The organism is Alicyclobacillus hesperidum subsp. aegles, assembly GCF_027923525.1.
Classification (GTDB): domain Bacteria; phylum Bacillota; class Bacilli; order Alicyclobacillales; family Alicyclobacillaceae; genus Alicyclobacillus; species Alicyclobacillus aegles.
On the sequence record NZ_BSBJ01000075.1, the window covers coordinates 21921 to 28457 of the forward strand.

Below are 6537 nucleotides of genomic sequence, written 5' to 3' on the forward strand. Positions count from 1 at the left end.
AGGGGGGTTAAGTATGTCTTTGCAAGAAGTTGCTAGGGTTGCTGGCGTTTCTATAGCAACTGTTTCTAGGGTTATCAATGGGAATTACTTCGTCACTGATGAGACAAAACAGCGTGTTCTCGAGGCAATTCAGAAGTTAAATTACCGTCCAAACGGTGTTGCAAAAAGCCTGCGTGGAGCACGTACAAAGACCATCGGGTTAATAGTTCCCGATATACCCAATCCGTATTTTAGCTCTATTATCGCTGAAGTCGAACATAGCGCGCATGATAACGGGTACAATATTATCCTAGGCAACTCCAACGACGACCCACAAAAGGAAATATCCTTGCTCAATCTTATGTTCGAAAAACGAGTCGATGGCATCGTAATTGCGCCAAGCCGCAGCAAGGCTTCCGAAACACTGTCAGAATTCATACGTGAGAAAACTCCAATAGTTATCGTTGACCGTAAGCTCGAGGATTTAGAAGTATCTACTGTGGTTGAAGAAAATGAGGTTAGTTCATACGAATTGGTCAATCATCTTATCATCATGGGTCATCGCCGAATTGCGCTTATTAATAGCAGTATGGATATCTCGACCGTTAAGGCCCGTGGATCTGGATATTTACGAGCCCTGACTGATGCGCAAATTGAAGTAGACGAGTCAATAATAAAGCTTGGGAAGTTCGATACTGTTACTGGATACACATCTACAAAGTCATTATTCTCGGGAAAACACGAGCCTCCTACTGCAATCTTCTGCGCAAATAATGTCATTGCAGTAGGGTGCCTTATAGCCCTACGTGAATTAAACCTTTCCGTGCCATCTGACGTTTCTGTGATCTGTTTTGGGAATATTCTTTTTCAAGAATTGATTAGTCCTAAGTTGACAACCGTAATCCAAAACCCAACTGCAATTGGAATCACTGCAGCAAGATTACTAATGGATCAGCTGGATGTAAATGGTAACTTTGCAACCGAAACTGTAATCCTTCCCACAGAAATTCGGTTAGGTAATTCAGTGGCTCGACTAAGTCCCTAAGTTACTGTTGTTCTCCGCTTGTGCAATTTTACAAACCATTTGCTTGATCAAGGTCACTGCACTACGTGTTTTTCGTGAGCAAAAAGTGCAGAGAAACGGCACGGATTTAAGCATAGGCACTGCATTACGGAAGATTACGACGACTTCGATTCAGACGACTCATACTTCAAACGATAACTCTCGCCCGCGTATGCCAGTAAGTGGGTACCGTGTACGAGGTGGTCTACCAATCCGGCGGTAAGCCTGGCGTCCCCGAACACCGTGTTCCACTTCCCAAATTAAAGGTTCGACGTCACAATCACGCTTCGCTGTTCGTAGCAATCGGAGGATCACGTGGTACAGCGGTTCGCCCCATCTTTGTGAAAGGGCGAGAATCCCATTTCGTCTAGAATGATCAGTCCACCTTTTGTAGCTCCAGTAGAACCGGCGCGGGGCCCTGGCTTGGAACCATCGACCCAACCACACCTTGATTGGGACGTCGCCACATCCGCTTCTACCGGTACTTGAGCGATTTGTCACGAGCGCTTGAACCGAGTAGGAGGGGGCGGCTAGCCCCCGACCTCTCACACCACCGTACATGCGGGTTCACATATGGCGGTTCACTGAAACACTACGAAGTTGCAAGTACCTCTCCTGCAAACTCTTCAGACCAAGCTTTTCAAAGTGCGTATTACGGAAACTTTCGATCACCAATTCCGACAAGCCTCGATCACTGATTCCAGAAACTCTCGATCACCCATTCCGAAAACTTTTGAACACCGATTCCGAAAACTCTTGGACAGGCATTGGCCCCCGGTAGCTTCCAGTTCACACGGCAGGGATTGACTCTCCTCGTGGCGGATATTGTCGTATCCCAGGAGAAGGAGTCGATGCCCATGCGAGATTGGAGGACCGCCATGCCAAGGGTTCGAGAGATTTTACGGTTAGATACGGAGACTCAGCGGTCGTGCCATTGCCCGCAGTCTCGGTATTTCCCCAAGCACCGTCACCAGCGTGCTCGGACGCGTCAAGGCAGTTGGCCTATCTTGGCCACTGCCAAGCGAATTCGACGACGAGGCGCTGCTGGAGGCGCGTCTGTTCCCGTCTCCCTCGGGACGACCTGCCAGTGTCCATGAGCCGGACTGGAGTCAGATTCACAAAGAGTTGCGCCGCAAGGGCGTCGCCTTACTGCTGCTGTGGGTTGAGTACAAGGCTGCCCACCCGGACGGCCTGCAGTACAGCCGGTTCTGCGAACGATATCGACAGTGGACCAAGACCCTCAACCTGTGTATGCGTCAGGAGCATCGCGCAGGCGAGAAGATGTTTGTGGACTACGCCGGGCCTACCATCGGCGTTGTCGACCGTGACACGGGCGAGGTTCGCCAGACGCAGGTCTTCGTGGCAGTACTAGGTGCCAGTGGCTATGCGTATGCAGAAGCCCAATGGTCCCAGGACCTCGGTTCGTTCATCGGCGGGCACGTGCGTGCGTTTGAATTCTTCGGCGGAGTACCGGAACTGGTTGTCCCAGACAATCTCAAAGCGGGGGTGCGGCATGCGGACCGCTATGAACCAGGCCTTAACCGCACGTACACCGAGATGGCGAGCCACTACGGATGCGCCGTTCTGCCCGCTCGGCCGCGGAGACCAAAGGACAAAGCCAAAGCCGAAGCTTCCGTGCTGCTGGTGGAGCACTGGATTTTGGCTGTGCTCCGGAAGCGGACATTCTTCAGCTTGGCGGAGGTCAACGAGGCGATTCGCGAATTACTCGTCAAATTGAACGAGAAACCGTTTCAGAAGCTGGAGGGCTCACGCAAGTCCCTATTTGAGACCCTGGACAAGCCGGCCCTCCGCCCCCTTCCACCGCGCCCCTACGAATTCGCTGTTTGGCGAACTGCAAGGGTAAACATAGACTACCACATCGCCGTCTATGGGAGCTATTACAGCGTTCCGTACACACTCGTTGGTCAACAGCTCGACGTCCGGATCACGCAAAACGTTGTGGAAGCATTCCACAAGGGCAGGCGCGTCGCCAGTCACGCCCGCGTGTTTCGAAAGGGCCAGCACGTTACAGAGTCGTTGCACCGTCCCAAGGCGCACCAGGCTCACGCCGAATGGACCCCTTCAAAGCTCATAGCCTGGGCTGAAGGCGTCGGCCCCAGCACCGGCATTTTCGTTGCGAGGTTGCTGGAATCCAAAAGGCATCCAGAGCAGGGGTACCGGGCCTGCTTGGGATTGCTGCACCTTGCCAAGCAGTATTCAAACGAGCGGCTGGAGGCAGCGATGTTAAGAGCCGTCACAATCGGGGCCATCTCCTACAGGAGCGTGAAATCCATTCTGCACAAGGGGCTGGATCACCTGGCGCTGCCGTCATCCGAATCCCAGGCTCCGCCTGCCCCGACACATGAAAATCTGCGCGGTGCAGGCTATTACTCCGACGCGTCAGTGACGAAGAGCGGTCTCATTCACTGAGTCGGCACGGGGCGGCTTCACCTCCGCCCCATTCGCCTTCTCATAACCATACCAAAAACGAGGAGGGATCAAGCATGTTGCAAAACCAAACCCTTGAGCACCTGAGGGAACTCCGCTTGACGGCCATGGCAGAGGCGTACACGCGCCAAATCCAGGACCCGCATATGAACGATCTATCGTTCGACGAACGATTCGGGCTCCTGGTCGACCACGAACGCACAGAACGGCACAACCGTCAACTCGTTCGTCTGCTTCGGGAGGCACACCTGAAAGTCAACGCCGCACCGGAGGAGATCGACTACACTGTGGCCCGTGGACTGGAGGCGTCCGTTGTTCGCCACCTAGTTACAGGACAGTGGATTACGGGCCGCCAAAACCTCATTGTCTGCGGCCCGACGGGTGTCGGAAAGACGTTCCTCGTCTGCGCATTGGGAACAGCAGCCTGCCGTCAGGGATACCGCGTACGATACTATCGGCTGTCCAGACTGCTCCAAGACATCGCCGTAGCCAAGGCAGACGGGAGCTACTCACGTCTGGCACGGCAACTGGCCAGTGCAGACCTTCTCATTCTGGACGACTGGGGACTCGCACCGATGAGCGCGCCAGAGGGAAGAGAGCTGCTCGACATTCTGGACGACCGAACATCCGCCCATTCGACGTGTGTGGCAAGCCAGCTGCCAATAGAGGCGTGGTACGGTACGTTCGCTGATCCCACCGTCGCGGACGCTGTGCTGGACCGCCTTGTCCACAACGCCCACAAGCTCCTGCTGAAGGGCGAATCCATGCGAAAATTGAGAAATGGCTTGCCACAGGCCGAAAAAATCGGTAAATAAGCAATAGCTGCACGGCGGACCATCTGTCTGTCCAAGACTTATCGGAACGAGTGTCCAAAAGTTATTGGACTGGGTGTCCAAGAGTTATCGGATTAGGTGTCCAAATGCATCGGAATAAGCACAAAGTACGTTTTGTCCATGGTGTTGTTCAGATTCTTCGCCATTTCCCAACATCCACACCTTGAGTTTGCCATCATCATCTCTATCCAGTCAGGCTATTTCAGTGGTATTGAGTCAATACAATGGACATATCAAAATCGAGAATGTAAGAATAAGTCGATTCGAGGTGAGCCACGTGACACAAAAGTACGACAACGACTTTAAGCTGCATGCTGTTCAACTCGCTTTGGAAGGGCACGAGCCGGCAAGTGAGATCGCACGCGCTCTCGGGATATCCGTGAAGAGTCTGTATGAGTGGATCGCGAAGTATCGCGACGATCCTGAGATCCCATTCGTCGGAGGCGGGAAGCTGAGACCGGAAGTGAAAGCGATGCGCGATCTGGAGCGAGAAAATCGCCAATTGCGAGAGGAGAATGAAATCCTAAAAAAGCCATGCGCATCTTCAGCAACGTCCGGAAGTAGTGTATGCCTGGATCCACGAGCACCGCTCCGAACTTCCGGTTCAGAAGATGTGCAAAGTCCTCAGTGTATCTCGGAGCGACTATTACGTATGGCGCGAACGGCCGGAAAGTCTTCACTCCAAGCGCAGAAAGCGACGGATTCGTCGCATTCATGAGCCGTTCCTGCAATCTCGTCGATTGTATGGGAGTCCAAAAATCACAGCGTTCCTAGGCCGGGACGGGGAACGCGTCGCACAAAAGATAGTGGCACGTCTCATACGGGAGCACGGGCTTCGGAGTCGTACCGTACGCAAGTACAAAGCGACAACCGATTCGAAGCATCCTCACCCAGTGCATGAGGACGTTCTCAATCAACGCTTTGTGTCAGAACGGCTAGGACAGGTCTATATGGCAGACATCACGTACATTCCGACAGATGAAGGATGGGTGTATCTTGCCAGCGTTGAAGATCTGACAGCCGTAAGATTGTGGGTTGGAGCGCAGGTGCGAGGATGTCCAAAGAGCTCTGCATCCGCGCGCTGAAACAAGCGCACAAACACGGGCAGCAACCGGCGGAGTCGTTCTTCACCATTCGGATCGAGTACATCGAAATCTGGTACAACCGACAACGGATCCACGGTGTAGTTGGCTATCGGACGCCCGATGGCGTCGAGCGCCAATACTTCGAGGAGCGGTTGAAAGGTGCCGGTGCACATTGCCAAGTGAGTGCTTGACGTGGAGAAGCGGGCATGATAGCCTGGCTGGTCTGCAAAGGGCAAGCGTGGTTCGGCTGCGGTCAAACGCGACATCATGCCCGCAGAGGCTCCATGTCAAGCACGGCCAAGGCGAGCAGGAAATCTTGTACATCCTCGATTTTGATATGTCCATTGTATTGACTCAATACCAGGATCACCGTAAGTCTCAAAGCCCAACTCTGTGCGCGTCGTATCATCCATAACAGGGGGCTGTCCCAAAACCCATTGTAAGATGGGGGAAGGGGACAGCCCCTTTTGTGTTTAGTTGTCTTTTTTTGCGTTCTGTGCTTGCAAGGTAGCTCCTCCTACGCGGATAAGGCCGCCTTCTTCATCAGATTGTGGGCTAAACTTACGAGCCCCACTTCAATGTGCGTCTTAAATAAGCCCCGCAGGTGAAATCTGCGGAACCCGCGATTGGCTTTTAGTTGCCCAAACACGCTCTTAACCTCCACCATACGTCTGACTGAGAGTTCTCGGCCTTCCTCACTTGACAGACGTTCCCTTGTCATTTGTTTGTATCTTTGGAGCTCGCGACTTACGCCAATTTGTCGGTTACCCAACCCTTTTGTGCACTGGGCTCGTATCGGGCATGTTCTACAGGTGTCACATCTGTAATATCTTTTCTTCACTCGGTATCCAGTCTCAGTCTTCTCGTATCCTTCGTATCGAAAGGTCAATCGTTGGTCCGCTGCACAGATGTACTCATCTCGTTCTTCGTCGTATTCCCAGTTCTCATACCGACTGATGTCTGCTTTCCACCGCTTCGTCCGCTCGTTGTGATAAGTGTTGTATTTCACGTACGCAGTGATTTGCTGTTGCTCAAGGTATGTATAGTTCTCTTCACTCCCGTATCCTGCGTCTGCAATGACAGCCTTGGGAGCCACACCCAAACGCTCCCGAACCTGTTCTAGATGCGG

General features: G+C 52.9%; 6 protein-coding genes and 2 pseudogenes. 6 read left to right on the forward strand and 2 right to left on the reverse strand.

From position 1 onward, the window contains the following. Positions 1-13: 13 nt before the first annotated feature. Positions 14-1024, forward strand: a complete 1011-nt coding sequence (locus QMF38_RS14690) for a LacI family DNA-binding transcriptional regulator (RefSeq protein WP_281759889.1) — start codon at positions 14-16, stop codon at positions 1022-1024. A 134-nt stretch (positions 1025-1158) separates the two neighbouring features. Here QMF38_RS14690 and QMF38_RS14695 read toward each other — a convergent pair. Continuing rightward, positions 1159-1422 (reverse strand): annotated as a pseudogene (locus tag QMF38_RS14695) (ATP-binding protein); the annotation flags it as partial. Positions 1423-1920: 498 nt separating this feature from the next. Here QMF38_RS14695 and istA point away from each other — a divergent pair. From istA to QMF38_RS14715, 5 genes and pseudogenes are all read left to right on the forward strand, one after another. Next, positions 1921-3472, forward strand: a pseudogene (gene istA, locus QMF38_RS14700) (IS21 family transposase). 74 nt (positions 3473-3546) lie between these two features. Then, the gene (gene istB, locus QMF38_RS14705) at positions 3547-4305 is read left to right on the forward strand and encodes an IS21-like element helper ATPase IstB (protein WP_281759890.1); all 759 of its coding nucleotides are present in this window, start codon (positions 3547-3549) and stop codon (positions 4303-4305) included. 295 nt (positions 4306-4600) lie between these two features. Next, on the forward strand, positions 4601-5041 hold the full coding sequence (locus tag QMF38_RS14710; RefSeq protein WP_281759891.1) for a transposase: 441 nt from the start codon (positions 4601-4603) through the stop codon (positions 5039-5041). Next, the gene (locus QMF38_RS14925) at positions 4935-5408 is read left to right on the forward strand and encodes an IS3 family transposase (RefSeq protein WP_390854782.1); all 474 of its coding nucleotides are present in this window, start codon (positions 4935-4937) and stop codon (positions 5406-5408) included. The genes QMF38_RS14710 and QMF38_RS14925 overlap by 107 nt, the downstream gene beginning before the upstream one ends. After that, positions 5378-5599 carry a hypothetical protein gene (locus tag QMF38_RS14715; protein WP_281759892.1) on the forward strand — a complete coding sequence of 74 codons (222 nt, stop codon included), beginning with the start codon at positions 5378-5380 and terminating at the stop codon, positions 5597-5599. The genes QMF38_RS14925 and QMF38_RS14715 overlap by 31 nt, the downstream gene beginning before the upstream one ends. A gap of 326 nt (positions 5600-5925) precedes the next feature. Here the strand turns inward: QMF38_RS14715 and QMF38_RS14720 are convergent. Then, a partial coding sequence (locus tag QMF38_RS14720) for a transposase (RefSeq protein WP_281759893.1) occupies positions 5926-6537 on the reverse strand: 612 nt, incomplete at its 5' end.